Genomic DNA, 15,175 nt, shown 5'->3' with positions numbered 1-15,175 from the left:
CGTAGGAGTGGGCGCTGGTCGAGGTCAAGCAGGAATCACCAGCGCCCGGTTTCTGAAATCTATGAGCTGTGGTCGACTACCGAGCCTGTGTCTGCGGATACGAGGCGGAGGAGCATCTCTTGGTCGTCGTCTGTCACGTGGCGCTTGCAGTTCATGTCGTCGACGAGGAAGGGGCGTTCCGACGCCGGGGCGACGATGAGCCAGGCCTTGCGGTCCAGCATGACTCTGCGGATGCGCGTGCCCTCGGGAAAGAGCCAGAGCGTGCCGTTATGGATGATCTCGATCCGGCTGACCTTCTGACTCGTACTCCCAGGAGGTCGGCCACGTCGCCTAGGCGTCTGCTCCGCTTCAATCACGAGAGCCACCTCGCTCCACTTGCTCGATGAGCGACCGCAGGGTGTCGAGAGACAGGACGGCGTAGGACTCTTCGATCCCGTCTCGTCGTTGTCGCTCGATCACGGCCACCGCATACGGTCGCCGATCGGTTCGGGCGTTTGCTTCGGCGCGATCGAGGTTGCCGGATACGTCGAGAGGGAACCCAGTTGAGACCGAGACAGCGAAATGCTCGCCGATGTGGAGATGGGAAATCTGGGGACGAGGGTCCATCCTGAACGCCGTCGCCAGGCTGTCGATGGGAACCTTCTGGACAACGGGCAGGAGCGCGAGTTTGAAGAAGTTCGCGACCCGTGTTCGGAACTCTTCGCCGCGGTGTCGGTTCGCTCGGTTCGAGGTCATGGGGTGACCTGCCCGCCGTGTGAGTTCGTCTGACCGCCGGTCGCGATGTCGCCGGGGCCAAACTGCGCTTCCACCTCTCGCATGGCGTCGTCGCGGAGCTTCGTGCCGTAGGGGTATCGACCCGCGCGAGCGAGCGCAGCTTGCTTCGCGAGCTTCCATGCGGTCGAGCCGGCTAGGAGCTGCTGAAAGTCCTCAGGGCGTGGACCGGCGGCGAAGCGGACTTCGCCCCATGCGGCGAGTTGGGCGTCGTCGCTGAGGAAGCTCGCCAGCAGGGACTCGCCCAGTCGATTGACGGACTTGGCCACGGTGTCGGCGGTGAGCGTGAACTCGTCTCCGCGTGTGTACACCTGGCCGAAAAGGAGAATTCCGCGCGGTGAGAGGACGTGCCAGGTCGAGCCGACGAGCTGGTGCAGCTCTCCGGGTACTTGCTTAGCTTCGAGGAGCTGTTGGACTTGGGGAGTGAGTGTCTTGGATGTCATGAGGGGGGTCCTGTTCTGGTTTGGGGAGAGCGCGGGCTGCGCTCAGTGCTTCGAAGCCGGATGCGAGCTCGGGAGATGTCTCGCGTAGTTCTGCGATGAGGAGGGCACCGAACTCGGGGTGTTCCTGCGCGACGGCCCCTGCCGCTCCTGCGAGCGCTTGGGCTTCTTGCATGTAGACGTGCACGTCGGTGTCGTCGATGCCGAGCGTCTGAATCAACTCGCGGAGGATGCCGAGTTCGGCGTTCGCGGCCCTGAGGGTTGCGGAGCCGTTGCGCTGGGCGACAGCTTGGTTTCGGACGCCCATCGCGTCGTTGGCGAGCTGCACGAGCCGGAGTACGAGGTCAGCCGTGTCGAGTCCGGGAAGGTTCGCGACCTTCGAGATGATCGTGGCCTGGACATGGTTCCGGTAGTGCCGCCTGATCGCCGAGTCGGTGAACGACGGATGAGCGCGCTGGACGCTCGCGACCGTTTCGCCTGCAAGGAGGGCCGCGTCGATCCGCCCCTGAAGCGAGGAGGTGCAGACCTTGCATTGCATAGCCATGTTGTCGGTTCCCGTCGGTAGAAGTTGAGCTGTTACTTCTACTATCGGCAATCGCCAGCGACTCTTCGGCTGGCACTGCGTGAAGCGGGAAACGGGGTGGTTGCCCTACTGCCAGCTGGGATGTGGTCGAAAATTTGCGTGTTCTCTGGGCCTGAGAGGCGATCGAAGCAGACGATCGGCGACGGAACAGCCGTCTGAGACAGGGGGACTGTCCAGCTACCTATACCGAGCTGTCAGTCATTTCGAGCGCGTCGATAAAAGCTTGCAGCTCGTCCCATTCCCGGCGATCCACAGTGGTCGAGATGCGACTGTTCGCGTAGTCCTCAGCACTCCAATGCTGAGCGAGCCTCCAGTCCGCATCCGTCATCTCTGCACGTCGCAGGTCATTACGGAGCCGCTGAGAGTGTTTGAGGAACAGGAGGTGCTCATAGGTGTAGTCGTCAAGGAACTCCGGTGGCTCCGGTTCATCCTCATGGCTGTAGTACACCGAGAGTTGATGCTCTGGAGTGTCTTCGACCTGCTGAGCTGCTGCGGGTAGCTCCTGCCGATCTCCCTCTGCCTGGTCTCCCTCTGGGGGGTTAGTAGGCTTAGTTTGCACACTCTTGGTCACCGTCTCCCTGTACAGCTTCCTGAGGGATGCCACGGTGCGAGGAGAGCACCGCATCTCTTCTGCTGCTGCCTTGTTCGTCAGATGCGCGTGCGGTGCGAAGTCGTTGAGCGTGAAGCCCTTCCCCCGCTTCGAGCGCTTCCCGCCGGCCCGACCGCGCCGACGTTGCATCTCCCGGTGCTCGTCGTTGGTGATGTGCGAGAGCTGCATGAACTCGACAGCATTATCGACCCTCGCTTCGAGGTCGTCGGCTCGGATGAGGCCTGCATGCCCCATCGCGTTGCTGGATGGTGCTCCGCCCGTGTCAAGCTCGTAATCGATGAGCACATGGTCGTCAGCGATGTCGAAGACGCGCTCGCGCCCCAGCTCCGCCAGCTCCTCCGGACGGTCGAGAAGGCTCTCGTCGGCCCGCACGAGGTCGCCTAGCACTCGGAGAATGAGCTTGTTGACCTCCTGCCCGAAGTCAGGGGCAGAGTGATCCTGCACGAGATCGCCGTCGTCAGTCTGACGGCGCTTCTTGGGGAGCTTGGGCGGCGGGGTTGGCCAAGCGTACGGGTCTTCAAGTTGGGTCATGTCGTCCTCTTCGTTGAGGACTATTGAGCGGCAACTCCTTCGAACCTCGAGATTTCCGGTGGAAGAGCGGCAGGCGGAAGGGGTGCGGGGATTGGGTCGCACCCCTCCGGAGTTTGCCGCTCAGCATCCATTCTACCACGACACGCCGCAAATATTGGACTTAGTATCACGAATGTAGTACCGGGTCAGGTGACGATTTCTGACCCAGTTCCTCAGACTCCTGCAATAGAGATTGAGGTTTGGAGCGGCGATACACAAGGAGGATTCGATCGATTACAACTAGGCCAGTTTGTCAAGGAGTTGCTTGAGTCTCGGTCGCCGCTGAGGCTGGTCTCCCAAACTTCTCATTGCGCGTTAGTAGTTTCAGGTATGCCGCTGTTCAGGGCGATCAGCAGGTCGAGGCTCTCCGCTTCCCGCACTTCGCCGACCACGAGCCAGTCGGGTCGCATCCGAAGCGCCTCTTTGATGAGCCGGCGGAGGGTGATCTCCCCGGTGCCCTCGAGATTCGCCTGCCTGCACTGCAGCGCGACCACGTCGCGCGCGACGAGATCGAGTTCGAATGTCTCCTCGACGGTGACGATGCGCTCTTCGCTGCGCACGGAGGAGAGGAGCGCATTGATCATGGTCGTCTTGCCCGTGTGCGTGGCGCCGGAGACGAGGATGTTGCATCCGGCCAGGACCGCGAGCTGCAGGAACTCCGCCGCCTGGGCGGTGAGCGCCTCTCGCTCGACGAGGTGCGAGAGGTCGCGGATTCGGCGGGTGAACTTCCTGATGTTCACCGACGGGTACCGGCGGGTCACCTCCGGGACCGCCACGTGCAGGCGTTCGCCGTTGGGGAGGGAAGCGTCGACGAACGGGGAGGACAGGTCGACGCGCCGGCCGCTCGACTGGAGCATCCGCTCGATGAGGTCGCGCAGGTCACCCTCGGGGACGACCGTCGGCGTGAGCTCGGGGACTCCGCCGCGCGCGACGAACACCCTGCTCGGTGCGTTGATCCAGATCTCCTCGATCTCCGGATCGTCGAGGTACGGCTGAAGCACGCCGAAGCCAGTGACCCGCGCGAGCACCTCGCGCGTCGTCGACTCCTCGTCGTGCACGAGCGGCAGTGAGGACCCGAGGGCCTCCTCGGCGTAGCCGCGCACCTCTTCCCGCGCGATGTCCGCGGCCCTCGTACGATCGCCGCCGAGGTCGATGCCCTCGAGCAGGACACGACGACGGATTCGGTCGGTGATGGTGCTTACAGCGATGCTCACGACGACAGCCTGCCGAAAACCGGAGAACCCCGCAGAAGTTATCCACAGGAGCCCGCGAGCCTCGACTCCGCTGCCCTTCAACGCCGCCCTAGACTGGTTCCCGCACACGGGTACGCCCGTGCTCGCGGGAGTGGTGAAATTGGCAGACACGCAGGATTTAGGTTCCTGTGCTTTCGAGCGTGCGGGTTCAAGTCCCGCCTTCCGCACTGGAGTGTCAGGCTCCTCCGACTCGACAGACTGTCTGGTCCGTCTCCCCGACCAACGGGTACGGTTCCAGTACCAGCACTGCGAAGGAGCATCGACGATGACCGAGTTCAACGAAGCCGACCTGCAACAGAAGGCCAAAGACCACCTCTGGATGCACTTCTCGCGCCAGTCCGTGATGGAGGACGGCGCCGGTGTGCCCATCATCGTCAAGGGCGACGGGCACCACATCTGGGACTCGAAGGGCAAGAAGTACTTCGATGGCCTCTCCGGCCTCTTCGTCGTCAACGCGGGGCACGGCCGCACGCGTCTCGCCGAGACCGCCGCCAAGCAGGCCGCCGAGCTGGCGTTCTTCCCCATCTGGTCGTACGCGCACCCGAATGCCATCGAGCTCGCCGACCGCATCGCTGACTACGCGCCGGGCGACCTCAACCGGGTCTTCTTCTCGACGGGCGGCGGCGAGGCCGTCGAGACGGCCTTCAAGCTCGCCAAGTACTACTGGAAGCTGCAGGGCCAGCCCACCAAGCACAAGGTCATCTCTCGGTCGGTGGCCTACCACGGCACGCCGCAGGGTGCACTCGCGATCACGGGCATCCCCGCCATGAAGGCGATGTTCGAACCCCTCACACCCGGCGGCTTCCGCGTGCCGAACACGAACTTCTACCGCGCCACCGAGCACGGTGACAACCTCATCGAGTTCGGCCAGTGGGCCGCGAACCGCATCGAGGAGATGATCCTCTTCGAAGGCCCTGAGACGGTCGCCGCAGTGTTCCTCGAGCCAGTCCAGAACTCGGGCGGATGCTTCACGCCTCCCCCTGGCTACTTCAAGCGTGTGCGCGAGATCTGCACGAAGTACGACGTGCTGCTCGTCGCCGACGAGGTCATCACGGGCTTCGGCCGCATCGGCGACATGTTCGCGTCGACGACCTACGACATCCAGCCGGACATGATCACGTGCGCCAAGGGCATGACAAGCGGCTACTCGCCCATCGGCGCCACCATCGTCAGCGACCGCATCTACGAGCCGTTCAAGCACGGCCAGACGTCGTTCTCGCACGGCTACACGTTCGGCGGCCACCCGGTCTCGGCGGCCGTGGCGCTCGAGAACCTCAAGATCTTCGAGGAGGAGCGCCTCACGCAGAACGTCAAGGAGAACTCGCCGCACTTCCGTGCTGCCCTCGACAAGCTCCTCGACATCCCGATCGTCGGCGACGTGCGCGGCGACGGCTACTTCTTCGGCATCGAGCTCGTCAAGGACAAGGACACTCGCGAGACCTTCAACGACGAGGAATCGGAGCGCCTGCTGCGCGGGTTCCTCTCGAAGGCGCTCTTCGACGCCGGCCTGTACTGCCGCGCCGACGACCGTGGCGACCCCGTCATCCAGCTCGCCCCGCCTCTCACGATCGGCCAGGCCGAGTTCGACGAGATCGAGCAGACGCTTCGCGGCGTGCTCACCGAGGCCAGCTCGCTGCTCTGACACGGGCTCGTCGTCACCGACGGCAACCCGAGAAGCTCGGGATGGCAAACTCGCTTCGTGCTGGAACGTTCTCCAGCACGAAGCGAGTTTCCCATCCCGAGTCGCTAGTTGAGACCGAGGGCGGTGCGCAGCTTGGGTGCGAGCGCGTCGAAGGCGCGGCGGCGGTGGCTCGAGGCGTCCTTCTCCGCGTCGGTGAGGTCAGCCGCGGACCCTTCCGCACCATCTGGCTGGAAGATCGGGTCGTAGCCGAAGCCGTGGTCGCCGCTACGCTGCTCCAGGATGCGGCCGGGCCACACACCGAGCACGGCCTCGCTCTGTTCCTCACCGGTCGGCGAGGCGATGGCCGGCACGACCAGCGCCGCCGCGGCGACGAACTGCGCCGCGCGGTGCGGATGCGAGACGTCGCTCAGCTGCCAGAGCAGCAGCTCGAGGTTCTCGGTGGCGTCCTTCGCGGGCCCGGACCAGCGGGCGGAGAAGATGCCGGGCGATCCGCCCAGCACGTCCACCGAGATGCCGGAGTCGTCGGCGAGCGCCGGGAGCCGGGTGTGCTCGGCGGCGGCGCGGGCCTTGAGCAGCGCGTTGGCCTCGAAGCTCAGACCGGTCTCGCGTGGCTCTGGCCCGTCGTAGGAGACGAGCTCGATGCCGTCGAGCTGAGCGCCGAGGATGCGCCGCAGCTCGACCAGCTTGTGCGCGTTGTGGGAGGCGAGGACAACCCGGACGGGCCCGCTCATGCCTTGAGCGCCTCGTTCTGCAGCTCGGTGAGCGTCGCGGTGCCCGCGAGGGCGATGTCGAGGAGACGGTCGAGCTCCTCCCGGTCGAACGGCTGCCCCTCGGCGGTGCCCTGCACCTCGATGAGCTTGCCGTCACCCGTCGCGACGACGTTCATGTCGGTGCCCGCCCGCACGTCTTCCACGTAGGCGAGGTCGAGCAGCGGGACGCCGTCGACGATGCCGACCGAGATCGCCGCGATGGAGCGCGTGAGCACGGTGGCCTTCGTCGGGACGTGCTTGTTCGCCTTCGCCCACTCGATGGACTGCGCGAGCGCGACGTAGGCGCCGGTGATCGCGGCCGTGCGGGTGCCGCCGTCAGCCTGCAGCACGTCGCAGTCGATCACGATCGTGTTCTCCCCGAGCGCGGACATGTCGACCGCGGCGCGGAGGGAGCGTCCGACGAGGCGCGAGATCTCGTGCGTGCGCCCACCGATCTTGCCCTTCACCGACTCGCGGCTGTTGCGGTCGTTCGTGGCGCGCGGGAGCATCGCGTACTCGGCCGTGACCCAGCCCTTGCCCTGGCCCTTCAGCCAGCGCGGCACGCCGGGGGTGAACGACGCCGTGCAGAGCACCTTGGTCTTCCCGAACGAGATGAGAGCGGAGCCCTCTGCCTGCTCGCTCCAGCCCTTCTCGATCGTCACGGGGCGGAGCTGGTCGTAAGTGCGGCCGTCTGCGCGTGCTTCGGTCATTGGTCCTCCAAGGAGTCTGATGGGTACGGGAAAGCGGTGGGAGCTGGCGGGCGGATGCGTCAGGCGCGGCGCATCGACGGCGGCAGGTTGATGGCCTCCGTCATGAGGCGCTCGACGTGGCGCACATCGGGCCCGAGGAAGCGGCCAGCGAGGTTCACGAACGCCTCCGTGTTCTCGCCCGTCGCGCGGTACGAGTACTGGGGAGCGCGCCCGCTCGAGTTGAGCAGCCCGTTGGAGGCGAGGACGCGGTACACGTCCTGGGCCGTCTCGACGTCGCTCGACACGAGGCGGACGCCCGGGCCGAGCACGTAGCCGAGCACGCCCTTCAGGAACGGATAGTGCGTGCATCCGAGCACCACCGTGTCCACGCCAGCCGCCTTGATGGGGGCGAGGTACTCCTCGGCGTAGCGGACGAGTTCGGGACTCGTCGTGTCGCCCCGCTCGACGTACTCGACGAACATCGGGCAGGCCTGCGAGAAGATCTCGAGGTGCGGGGCCGCCGCGAAGGCGTCGTCGTAGGCGCGAGACGACACGGTCGCCTCTGTGCCGAGCACGCCGATGCGGTTGTTGTGGGTGGCGCTGACGGCCGCGCGGACGGCGGGGGCGATGACCTCGACGACGGGCACGTCGTACCGCTCACGCGCATCCCGCAGCACGGCGGCGGAGGCCGTGTTGCAGGCGATCACGAGCATCTTCACGTCCTGCTCGACAAGCTCGTCGAGGATCGCGAGCGACAGACGCCGGACGTCGGCGATCGGCTTCGGCCCGTACGGCGTGTGCTCGGTGTCACCGACGTAGAGGAGCGACTCCCCCGGCAGCTGCGCCCGGATCTCCCTCGCGACCGTCAGCCCGCCGACACCAGAGTCAAATACGCCGATCGGTGCCTCGCTCATGGGTGCCGAGTCTACTCCCAGGCACCTTCGAGCGTGGATGCGCGCGCCGAGATCCCGTACGCTGCCCGCGGTGGGGCCTAGGCTGGGGCGGTGACTTCCGAACGCCCGTCCACCGGCTTCCTCACCGACCAGTACGAGTTCACGATGATCGATGCCGCGATCCACGCGGGCACCGCCGATCGTGACAGCGTCTTCGAGCTCTTCGGGAGGCGACTGCCGAGCGGACGCCGGTACGGAGTCGTGGCGGGAGTGGGCCGCGCGCTCGAGCTGCTGCGCGACTTCCGATTCGGCGAGGCGGAGCTCGAGCACCTGCGTGCGCACTCCATCGTCTCCCCCGAGACCCTCGACTGGCTCGCGAACTACCGGTTCTCCGGCACGATCCGCGGCTACCGCGAAGGCGAGATCTACTTCCCCGGCTCGCCCATCCTCGAGGTCCGGTCGAGCTTCGCTGAAGGCGTCATCCTCGAGACGCTCCTGCTCAGCATCTTCAACTACGACTGCGCCGTCGCCTCCGCCGCAGCACGCATGGTCTCGGTCGCCCGAGGCCGCCCGCTCGCCGAGATGGGATCACGCCGCACGGGTGAGCGCTCCGCGGTCGCCGCGGCGCGCGCCGCCTACATCGCCGGCTTCAAGGCGACGAGCAACCTCGAAGCGGGCCGCAGCTGGGGCGTGCCGACGATGGGCACGGCCGCGCACTCGTTCACGCTCCTCCACGACTCCGAGCGCGAGGCATTCGCCTCCCAGGTCGCGACGCTCGGAGCCGGCACGACGCTCCTCGTCGACACGTACGACGTCCGCGAAGGAGTCAGGCTCGCCGTTGAGGTCGCGGGCCGCGAGCTCGGCGGCGTCCGCCTCGACTCCGGCGACCTCCCCACCCTCGTCGCAGAGGTGCGCGCGCAGCTCGATGAGCTCGGCAACACCGAGACGAGCATCACGGTCACCAACGACCTCGACGAGTTCGCCATCGCCGGCCTCGGCGCGAGCCCGGTCGACTCCTTCGGGGTCGGCACGAGCGTCGTCACCGGCTCCGGCGCCGTCGCCTCCGGCATGGTCTACAAGCTCGTCGCCCGCCGCGGCGAAGACGGAGACTGGGCGTCCGTCGCGAAGCGCTCCGCAGGCAAGGCGAGCGTCGGCGGCGAGAAGTTCCCCGTCCGCCGCCGCGACGAGCACGGCGTGGCGGAAGCCGAGGTCGTCGGCATCGGCGCACCGCCCGTCTCCGACAAGAGCGACCGGCCCCTGCTCGTGGACCTCGTCGTCGACGGAGTCATCAACGAGGAGTTCACGGGCGAGGCCGGGGTGCAGCGCGCTCGCGAGCACCACCGCACCGCCATCGACGAGCTGCCGATCGGAGCCCTCCGCCTGCACGCCGGCGAAGCGGCGCTGCCGACCGTGTTCGTCGAGCAGGACGGCCGCGAGACGGTCTGGGTCTGACTCCAGCCACGCCGCCACGCAGAACGGCCGCGACCCGTCTCCGGGTTCGCGGCCGTCGTGCATCCGGCAGAAGCCCGATCGCCGGTGAGGGGGCTCAGCCCTTCATCTTGTCGTACACGGCCTTGCAGTTCGGGCAGACCGGGAAGCGGTCAGGGTTGCTGTTCGGAAGCCACTTCTTCCCGCACAGCGCGCGCACGGGCTTGCCCGTCACAGCCGACTCGAGAATCTTCTCCTTGCGCACATAGTGCGAGAACTTGTCGTGGTCGCCCGGGTCATCGGTCTGCTCCTCATTGAGGAGCTTCTCGAGCTCTCGGTCGAGGATCGCCGTGCCGCCGCCGGTCTCGTCTGGCCCGCCCGGGCCCGTTGGGGTGCTGGAGAACGTCATGCCGAACATCTTAGAGCGCAAACCGGAGGCGCCACCGGATGCACGACCCGGTGGCGCCTCTGGAAGAACAGGCGAGGTCTACGCGCTCTGCGCGAAGGCCATGATCTCGCTCGAGCGGCGCTCGAACTGGCGAGCCCCCGCCAGCAGGCCTACGAGCAGCACGATGAGCCCGACGACAAGCCCCCAGCCGAGAGCCACGAAGTTCCACCACGACTCGCCGCCGTTGAGCGCGACGAGGCCCGCGTAGACGGCGGGGCCCATGAGCAGGATCGCGATGAAGCCGGTCGTCGGATGCCAGAACACGCCGGACCCCCAGGAGCGGACCGGCTGGCTGAACGGCGAGTCACCGGGGCGCGCCACCGGGTACGGGTGCAGCACGCTGCCGATGCTCGAGAACCCGGTCGCCGAGAAGAGCAGACCGAGCGAGAGCCCGACGAGCGCGAGGATCGTGCCCCAGTCACCGACGATCAGCCACGTGATGACCGCGCCGAGCAGAACGACCACCGAGCCGAACACCAGGGTCGGCAGGGCGCGACCGAACCGGTCTGACAGCCCCGACATGCCGCTCGTCACGTGCATCCACACCGCCGAGCCGTCGAAGGCGAGGTCGTTGTGGAGCGTCCACCCGATGAAGAACGCCAGCAGCGGCAGCGGCAGGAGCGCGAGATGCCTCGGCTCGACGCCGACGACAGCGAGCGGGATGAGCGCAAGGAGCGGGATCAGGATGATCGAGACGTTGACGACGACGTACCGCGGGTCGCGCATCCAGTACGTGACCGTGCGGGCGGCGACCACGAGGGCCGGCGACCGACCGAACGCACCGAACACGCCGAGGTCGACCAGCTCGGTCTCGTCACCGCCGAGCGCCGCAGACGCGACCCGACCGGCGATGACCTGCCACAGGACCAGAAGGACCAGGAGGGTCGCGGCGCCGATGCCGAGCTGCGCGAACGCGAGCTGCAGGTCTCCCCCGGCAGCGCTCGCAGCGGCGGCCCACGGCGCTGCGATCGGGGACATCGAGAGCACCTCGAGCGCGGCACTGATCGCGTCGTGCTGCCCGAGCTGCCAGTCGACGGACACGGCGACGAAGACGAGCGGCGAAGCCAGCAGGAGCAGCACGAGAACCAGCGCGGCGCGAGCATCACTCACAAGCCGCCTGGCTCGCAGGTCCTCACCCACGAGCCCAGCGAGACGAGAGAGCACGACCAGCGTCGCGAGCACCACCGCGGCCCCGACCACACCGACCAGGAGCGCCGTGCCAGCACTCGCCCAGAGCAGCAGCCCGGCGAGAAGCACGACGGTCATCGCGAACGACGGCACGCTCACGAAGGCGGTCCCGAGAGCGAGCCACGCGGAACGCCGCGGCGAGAAGCCCATGACGGTCAGCGACCGAGGGTCGATGGCCGCGACCGGCGTCACGAAGACGCTCACGAGGCCGGTCGCGATCGTGACGAGCGAGCCGACGATGATCGCGCTCTCGCGCTTCGCCTCGATGTCCGAATCCAGCATCGACACGACCATGAGCACCGCGAAGACCGCGAAGGCGATCGAGAGCAGCAGCGTGCCGATCCACGCCCCCCGATGCTGCGAATCGCGTCGAGCGCCGTTGCGGATCGACTGCAGCTTCAGTTGAAGGAGATGTCCAGCCAATCCAGCCCCTCCATCTGTGGCGTGCCGCGGACGAGGTCGCGGAAGCGTTCTTCGAGCGTGATGCTGCCGCGCACGTCGCTGACGGTGCCGGAAGCGAGCAGCTCGCCCCGCACGATGACGGCGACGTGGTCGCACACGCGCTGCACGAGGTCCATGCTGTGGCTCGAGAGCAGCACGGTGCCGCCGCGCTGCACGTACTCGAGGAGGATGTCGATGAGCTGGCCCGCAGACACCGGATCGATCGTGTCGAACGGCTCATCGAGCACCAGGAGCTCAGGCGAGTGGATCAGCGCCGCTGCGAGCGAGATCTTCTTCGACATGCCAGCCGAGTAGTCCACGACCAGCCGGTTCGCCGCCGATTCGAGCTCGAACGCGTGCACGAGCGACTCGGTGCGCGCACGCGAGTCAGCCGGCGACAGCCCACGAAGGAGCCCGGAGTAGTAGAGGAGCTGCCCGCCCGTGAGCTGGTCGAAGAGGCGCAGACGGTCAGGCAGGATGCCGATGTGCGGATGCGCGGCCTTCGGGTTCTTCCACACGTCGAGGCCGAGGACCTCCACGTTGCCGCTCGTGGGCTTCAGCAATCCCGTCGCCATCGACAGGGTCGTCGTCTTCCCCGCGCCGTTCGGCCCGACGATGCCAGTGAAGGAGCCGCGACGAACCTCGAACGTGACATCGTTCACCGCGACATCGGAACCGAATCGCTTCGTGAGCCCGTTGACCGACAGGACGGTGTCGCCGAGTTCACGATCCGGAGCCTCCGTGACGCGGGTGACCGGCGTCATCGTCGAGAGCCCCTCGGCAGTCGCGGCACCCAGCACCGGGTTCCTGACGGCGGCCGGGAGGCCGGTCTCCTGCTCCGCAGTCGCCTCCTCCGCCAGCGAGGAGACGGTCACGGTGTCGTCGACGACGATCGCCTCGACCATGATCGGCTGGGGTCGACTCGCGTCGCCCTCCGGCACGTCGGGGCTGGCAGCACTCTCGTTCACATCGTCGGCGGTGCCATCGCCGACGTCTGAGCTCTTCGAAGACATCGCTCAACCGTACCAACGATCCGGCGTGGCGCGCCGCCCCGCGAGCTCCAAGCTCTCCCCAGGCGGCCCCTCATACACTGCTCGCGTCGCCCCCTGCAAGACCCGGGGCGGTGCCACCACAAGGAGGTCAAGTGTCCGATTCCAGCACGCAGCGCTTCGACGACGCCGCAGACGCGACCACCTACGCGCCCCTGCCGCCTCGCGACGAGCAGACCGGCGCGGCGCCCGGCGAACAGGACAAGATCTGGCTCGACCGCCTCATGGCCATCCAGCGCCCGATCGTGGTCCGGCAGATCCGCATCCTCCGGGGCAAATACCCGGACGCGACACCGAGCGAGCTCATCAAGAAGATCGAGCAGCAGTACCTCAACGCGACCACGGTCAGCGGTGGAGCCGCAGGCGCCGCAGCCATGGTTCCCGGCGTCGGAACCGCGGCCTCACTCGCCGTCACCGGGGTCGAGACCGCTGGCTTCCTCGAGATGACCTCCCTCTTCGGGCAGGCCGTCGCCGAGATCCACGGCCTCCCCATCTCGGATCCCGTCCGCGCACGCACCCTCATCCAGTCGCTCATGCTCGGCAAGGCGAGCAAGAACCTCATCCAGCAGTTCGCAGGCCAGGTCTTCGGGAAGGGCCCCACCAAGCAGGTCTTCTGGGGCGAGATGGTGACCAAGAGCCTCCCGCGCGCCATGGTCGGCGAACTCTCCGGACGCATCCAATCGATGTTCCTCAAGAGGTTCGTCGTGCGGCAGTCGGCCAGCACCGTCGGGCGACTCGTCCCGTTCGGGATCGGCGCCGTCATCGGCGGAGCCGGCAACCGGATGCTCAGCAACGAGGTCGTGCGCACAGCACGCGAGGCGTTCGGCGTCGCACCGGCCAGCTTCCCCATCGAACTGCACCCGACCTACGCTCCACCCAAGAGCGACGCGGGAGACGACCACAAGGCGCTGACGCGCGGGCCGTTCTCCTTCTTCCGGGTCCCGCTCGCCCTCACCCGCGGGAAGGACAAGCACGACGACACCTCGGTCTAACGGGCGAGAGAAGCCCCGGGGTGCCTACGCGGCAGCGTCGAGGGACACCTCGATCTCGATGACCTCTCCCTGGCGAACCACCGTCAGCGTCGCCTCCTCGCCCGCCTCGTACACGCGCACGTGCGCGATCAGGTCGTTGGCGTTCGACACGGGGATCGTGCCGATGTAGGTGACGACGTCGCCCCGACGCAGACCGGCGACCGAAGCCGCACCGTTCTCCACGACACTGTCCACGTAGGCGCCCACGATGCTCTGCCCGCTCGTCGCCACGGTTGCCGCGTTGCGGACCGTCGCACCGAGGGCGCCGTGCGACGGCGTCTGGCCTTCCGCGAGCTGCGCCGCGATCTGCACCGCATAGTTCGCCGGCAGCGCGAACCCCAGGCCGATGCTGCCGCTCGAGGCCGCCTGCCCCTGACCGCCGGGCTTCGTGCCGGCGATCGCGACGTTGATGCCGATCACCTCGCCCTCGGCGTTGAGCATCGCACCGCCCGAGTTTCCCGGATTGATGGCGGCATCGGTCTGGATGACGGGCAGCTGGACGATGCTCTTGCCCGGATCGGCCGTCGAGCTGAGCGGAGAATCGGTCGCGGCGTTCTCGTCAACCGTCGGCGGGACCGCCGCCGACGCGATCTCGATGCTGCGGTTGACCGCCGAGACGACACCGGTCGTCGCCGTGCCAGTGAGCCCGAGCGGCGCGCCCAGCACGATCGTCGACTGCCCGACGATCAGCTGGTCGGAGTCCGCGAACCTGGCCGGCTGGAGACCGCTTGCCCCGGTCAAGCGCAGCACGGCCACATCGGCGAGCACGTCCAGTCCGACGCGGCTCGTGGTGAACACCCGACCGTCGCTGGTCGTCGCCGTGATCTGCGCATCAGAGACCGTGCCGTCGAGCGTCACGACGTGGGCGTTGGTGATGACGAGGCCGTCGCCCGAGTACACGACCGCAGACCCGGTCTCGGTCCTGGTCGGCGTCGAGACCGTCAGCGTGACGACACTCGGAGCGGCGAACGCGATCGCGCCGCTTGCCTCCCCCGGCAGCGGAGCCGTGGGCTCGCTCGGGGACCCGAGCGGCTGCGTGAGACGCTGCGCGTCCTGGTTGGGCTCGCCGATGAGATTCGCCGTGATGAGCGCACCGCTCACACCCCCGACAACCGCAGCCACGACGGCGACGCCTGCCGCGAGCAGCAGCCCGATGCGTCGAGTCACGACGGGCGCATCGTCGTGGATGGAGTGCAGGTGGGCACCCGCGCGGTGCCGCCCATGCTCATCCTGCTGCGCAGCCTTCGTGGGCGCGTCGGCGCTCGTCGCGTCGGCGCCGGCAGGGGAAGGTGTGTCGAGCATGTGAATCCTGACGTTCGCTCCATGCGTCGGGGCGCATCGGTGGCGCCAGTCTAGGGAGCAGGCGGAGTGGACGCTCTGGTTTCCGCGG

The 15,175-nt window shown here is 67.3% G+C and carries 16 protein-coding genes and 1 tRNA gene; 4 read left to right on the top strand and 13 right to left on the bottom strand.

The window, feature by feature from the left end; translation table 11 throughout:
• Positions 1 to 59 precede the first annotated feature (59 nt).
• From F8O03_RS05125 to F8O03_RS05100, 6 genes are all read right to left on the bottom strand, one after another.
• Positions 60 to 356 carry a hypothetical protein gene (locus tag F8O03_RS05125; RefSeq protein ID WP_151422874.1) on the bottom strand — a complete coding sequence of 99 codons (297 nt, stop codon included), beginning with the start codon at positions 354 to 356 and terminating at the stop codon, positions 60 to 62.
• A complete protein-coding gene (locus F8O03_RS05120) occupies positions 349 to 735 on the bottom strand; it encodes a hypothetical protein (protein WP_151422873.1) in 387 nt (128 codons plus the stop codon). The genes F8O03_RS05125 and F8O03_RS05120 overlap by 8 nt, the downstream gene beginning before the upstream one ends.
• Positions 732 to 1,082: a hypothetical protein gene (locus F8O03_RS05115; protein ID WP_151422872.1), complete on the bottom strand. Its 351-nt coding sequence runs from the start codon at positions 1,080 to 1,082 to the stop codon at positions 732 to 734. The genes F8O03_RS05120 and F8O03_RS05115 overlap by 4 nt, the downstream gene beginning before the upstream one ends.
• Positions 1,083 to 1,164: 82 nt before the next feature.
• The gene (locus F8O03_RS05110; protein WP_151422871.1) at positions 1,165 to 1,755 is read right to left on the bottom strand and encodes a hypothetical protein; all 591 of its coding nucleotides are present in this window, start codon (positions 1,753 to 1,755) and stop codon (positions 1,165 to 1,167) included.
• A 220-nt stretch (positions 1,756 to 1,975) separates the two neighbouring features.
• The gene (locus F8O03_RS05105) at positions 1,976 to 2,935 is read right to left on the bottom strand and encodes a hypothetical protein (protein WP_151422870.1); all 960 of its coding nucleotides are present in this window, start codon (positions 2,933 to 2,935) and stop codon (positions 1,976 to 1,978) included.
• Positions 2,936 to 3,279: 344 nt separating this feature from the next.
• Positions 3,280 to 4,188, bottom strand: a complete 909-nt coding sequence (locus F8O03_RS05100; RefSeq protein WP_151422869.1) for a TadA family conjugal transfer-associated ATPase — start codon at positions 4,186 to 4,188, stop codon at positions 3,280 to 3,282.
• Positions 4,189 to 4,312: 124 nt separating this feature from the next.
• Between F8O03_RS05100 and F8O03_RS05095 the strand changes: the two genes are divergently transcribed.
• Positions 4,313 to 4,394, top strand: a tRNA-Leu gene (locus F8O03_RS05095).
• A 98-nt stretch (positions 4,395 to 4,492) separates the two neighbouring features.
• Complete coding sequence (locus F8O03_RS05090; RefSeq protein ID WP_151422868.1) at positions 4,493 to 5,869, top strand: aspartate aminotransferase family protein; 1,377 nt, start codon at positions 4,493 to 4,495, stop codon at positions 5,867 to 5,869.
• A 104-nt stretch (positions 5,870 to 5,973) separates the two neighbouring features.
• On the opposite strand, the gene F8O03_RS05085 is transcribed toward F8O03_RS05090, so the two are convergent.
• Genes F8O03_RS05085 through murI form a run of 3 tightly spaced genes read right to left on the bottom strand, consistent with a single transcriptional unit; the run spans position 5,974 to position 8,221 of the window.
• Positions 5,974 to 6,600, bottom strand: a complete 627-nt coding sequence (locus F8O03_RS05085) for a non-canonical purine NTP pyrophosphatase (RefSeq protein WP_151422867.1) — start codon at positions 6,598 to 6,600, stop codon at positions 5,974 to 5,976.
• Positions 6,597 to 7,328 (bottom strand): ribonuclease PH, encoded by a 732-nt coding sequence (gene rph / locus F8O03_RS05080; protein WP_151422866.1) that lies wholly within the window; start codon positions 7,326 to 7,328, stop codon positions 6,597 to 6,599. Before rph ends, F8O03_RS05085 begins: the two co-directional genes overlap by 4 nt.
• 59 nt (positions 7,329 to 7,387) lie before the next feature.
• Entirely contained in the window at positions 7,388 to 8,221 is an 834-nt protein-coding gene (gene murI / locus F8O03_RS05075) for a glutamate racemase (RefSeq protein WP_104253596.1), read from the bottom strand.
• Between the two features lie 90 nt (positions 8,222 to 8,311).
• Here murI and F8O03_RS05070 point away from each other — a divergent pair, with 90 nt between their 5' ends.
• A complete protein-coding gene (locus tag F8O03_RS05070; RefSeq protein ID WP_151422865.1) occupies positions 8,312 to 9,652 on the top strand; it encodes a nicotinate phosphoribosyltransferase in 1,341 nt (446 codons plus the stop codon).
• 94 nt (positions 9,653 to 9,746) lie between these two features.
• On the opposite strand, the gene F8O03_RS05065 is transcribed toward F8O03_RS05070, so the two are convergent.
• From F8O03_RS05065 to F8O03_RS05055, 3 genes are all read right to left on the bottom strand, one after another.
• Positions 9,747 to 10,037, bottom strand: a complete 291-nt coding sequence (locus tag F8O03_RS05065) for a DUF3039 domain-containing protein (protein WP_104253865.1) — start codon at positions 10,035 to 10,037, stop codon at positions 9,747 to 9,749.
• 78 nt (positions 10,038 to 10,115) lie between these two features.
• Positions 10,116 to 11,687 carry a hypothetical protein gene (locus tag F8O03_RS05060; protein WP_151422864.1) on the bottom strand — a complete coding sequence of 524 codons (1,572 nt, stop codon included), beginning with the start codon at positions 11,685 to 11,687 and terminating at the stop codon, positions 10,116 to 10,118.
• Positions 11,663 to 12,718, bottom strand: coding sequence for an ABC transporter ATP-binding protein (locus F8O03_RS05055; protein ID WP_341872788.1), 1,056 nt, complete (start codon positions 12,716 to 12,718; stop codon positions 11,663 to 11,665). The genes F8O03_RS05060 and F8O03_RS05055 overlap by 25 nt, the downstream gene beginning before the upstream one ends.
• Before the next feature lie 131 nt (positions 12,719 to 12,849).
• On the opposite strand from F8O03_RS05055, the gene F8O03_RS05050 reads away from it, so the two are divergent.
• Positions 12,850 to 13,746, top strand: a complete 897-nt coding sequence (locus F8O03_RS05050) for a hypothetical protein (RefSeq protein ID WP_151422863.1) — start codon at positions 12,850 to 12,852, stop codon at positions 13,744 to 13,746.
• 24 nt (positions 13,747 to 13,770) lie between these two features.
• Here F8O03_RS05050 and F8O03_RS05045 read toward each other — a convergent pair whose 3' ends face one another.
• Positions 13,771 to 15,087, bottom strand: a complete 1,317-nt coding sequence (locus F8O03_RS05045; RefSeq protein ID WP_151422862.1) for a S1C family serine protease — start codon at positions 15,085 to 15,087, stop codon at positions 13,771 to 13,773.
• Positions 15,088 to 15,175: the final 88 nt, after the last annotated feature.

This window comes from Pseudoclavibacter terrae, assembly GCF_008831075.1.
Taxonomy (GTDB): domain Bacteria; phylum Actinomycetota; class Actinomycetes; order Actinomycetales; family Microbacteriaceae; genus Pseudoclavibacter; species Pseudoclavibacter terrae.
This window is presented reverse-complemented; position numbering and strand designations above follow the sequence as displayed.

Excerpts from the sequence above, each read along its gene's own strand:
- F8O03_RS05105 (WP_151422870.1), bottom strand. The coding sequence starts at position 2,935 with ATGACCCAACTTGAAGACCCGTACGCTTGGCCAACCCCGCCGCCCAAG.
- murI (WP_104253596.1), bottom strand. The coding sequence starts at position 8,221 with ATGAGCGAGGCACCGATCGGCGTATTTGACTCTGGTGTCGGCGGGCTG.
- F8O03_RS05085 (WP_151422867.1), bottom strand. The coding sequence starts at position 6,600 with ATGAGCGGGCCCGTCCGGGTTGTCCTCGCCTCCCACAACGCGCACAAG.
- F8O03_RS05090 (WP_151422868.1), top strand. The coding sequence starts at position 4,493 with ATGACCGAGTTCAACGAAGCCGACCTGCAACAGAAGGCCAAAGACCAC.
- F8O03_RS05110 (WP_151422871.1), bottom strand. The coding sequence starts at position 1,755 with ATGGCTATGCAATGCAAGGTCTGCACCTCCTCGCTTCAGGGGCGGATC.
- F8O03_RS05045 (WP_151422862.1), bottom strand. The coding sequence starts at position 15,087 with ATGCTCGACACACCTTCCCCTGCCGGCGCCGACGCGACGAGCGCCGAC.
- F8O03_RS05065 (WP_104253865.1), bottom strand. The coding sequence starts at position 10,037 with ATGACGTTCTCCAGCACCCCAACGGGCCCGGGCGGGCCAGACGAGACC.
- F8O03_RS05055 (WP_341872788.1), bottom strand. The coding sequence starts at position 12,718 with ATGTCTTCGAAGAGCTCAGACGTCGGCGATGGCACCGCCGACGATGTG.
- rph (WP_151422866.1), bottom strand. The coding sequence starts at position 7,328 with ATGACCGAAGCACGCGCAGACGGCCGCACTTACGACCAGCTCCGCCCC.
- F8O03_RS05120 (WP_151422873.1), bottom strand. The coding sequence starts at position 735 with ATGACCTCGAACCGAGCGAACCGACACCGCGGCGAAGAGTTCCGAACA.